General features: G+C 53.7%; 1 protein-coding gene. It reads right to left on the reverse strand.

The window, feature by feature from the left end:
• On the reverse strand, nt 1-1,025 hold a 1,025-nt coding region (psbD, locus tag O9332_RS01835), incomplete at its 3' end, for a photosystem II D2 protein (photosystem q(a) protein) (RefSeq protein ID WP_043996166.1).
• Nucleotides 1,026-1,028 lie beyond the last annotated feature (3 nt).

Genomic DNA, 1,028 nt, shown 5'->3' on the forward strand with positions numbered 1-1,028 from the left:
TCAGGGAAGATAAAGTTTTCGTGGGGTTGGTCTTGGGGAGCCATCCAAGCTCTCAGACCTTCGTTAAGCAGAATATTTTTAGTGTAGAAGGTTTCAAATTCCGGGTCTTCCGCCGCTCTCAATTCCTGAGAAACGAAGTCATAGGCCCGGAGGTTAAGGGCTAATCCCACCACACCCACAGCACTCATCCATAAACCAGTCACGGGGACAAAGAGCATGAAGAAGTGTAACCAACGTTTGTTGGAGAAAGCGATGCCGAAGATTTGCGACCAGAAACGGTTCGCAGTGACCATGGAGTAGGTTTCTTCCGCTTGGGTGGGTTCAAAAGCCCGGAAAGTGTTGGAACCTTCACCGTCTTCAAACAGGGTATTTTCTACCGTCGCTCCGTGAATAGCACAGAGAAGCGCACCACCGAGGATACCAGCTACACCCATCATGTGGAAGGGGTTGAGAGTCCAGTTGTGGAAGCCTTGGAAGAAGAGAATGAAACGGAAGATACCAGCCACGCCGAAGCTAGGGGCAAAGAACCAGCTAGACTGACCGAGGGGGTACATCAGGAAGACACTGACGAACACCGCAATCGGGCCAGAGAAGGCGAGGGCGTTGTAGGGACGAATGCCGACTAAACGGGCGATTTCAAACTGACGTAGCATGAAGCCAATCAAGCCGAAAGCACCGTGGAGGGCGACAAAGGGCCATAAACCGCCGATTTGACACCAACGGGTGAAGTTACCTTGGGCTTCCGGTCCCCAGAGAAAGAGGATGGAGTGACCGAAGGCATCGGCGGGGGTGGAGACGGCTACAGTCAGGAAGTTGCCGCCTTCCAGGTAGGAACTGGCTAACCCGTGGGTGTACCAGGAGGTGACGAAGGTGGTGCCGGTTAACCATCCACCTAGGGCCATGAAGGCGCAGGGGAAGAGTAGTAAACCAGACCAACCGATGAAGACGAAACGGTCTCTTTTGAGCCAGTCATCGAGAGCATCAAACAGCCCTCTTTCTGGGGCGCGTCCGACAGCAATGGTCATGGG

Source organism: Microcystis sp. LE19-10.1B, from assembly GCF_027530565.1.
Classification (GTDB): Bacteria; Cyanobacteriota; Cyanobacteriia; order Cyanobacteriales; family Microcystaceae; genus Microcystis; species Microcystis aeruginosa.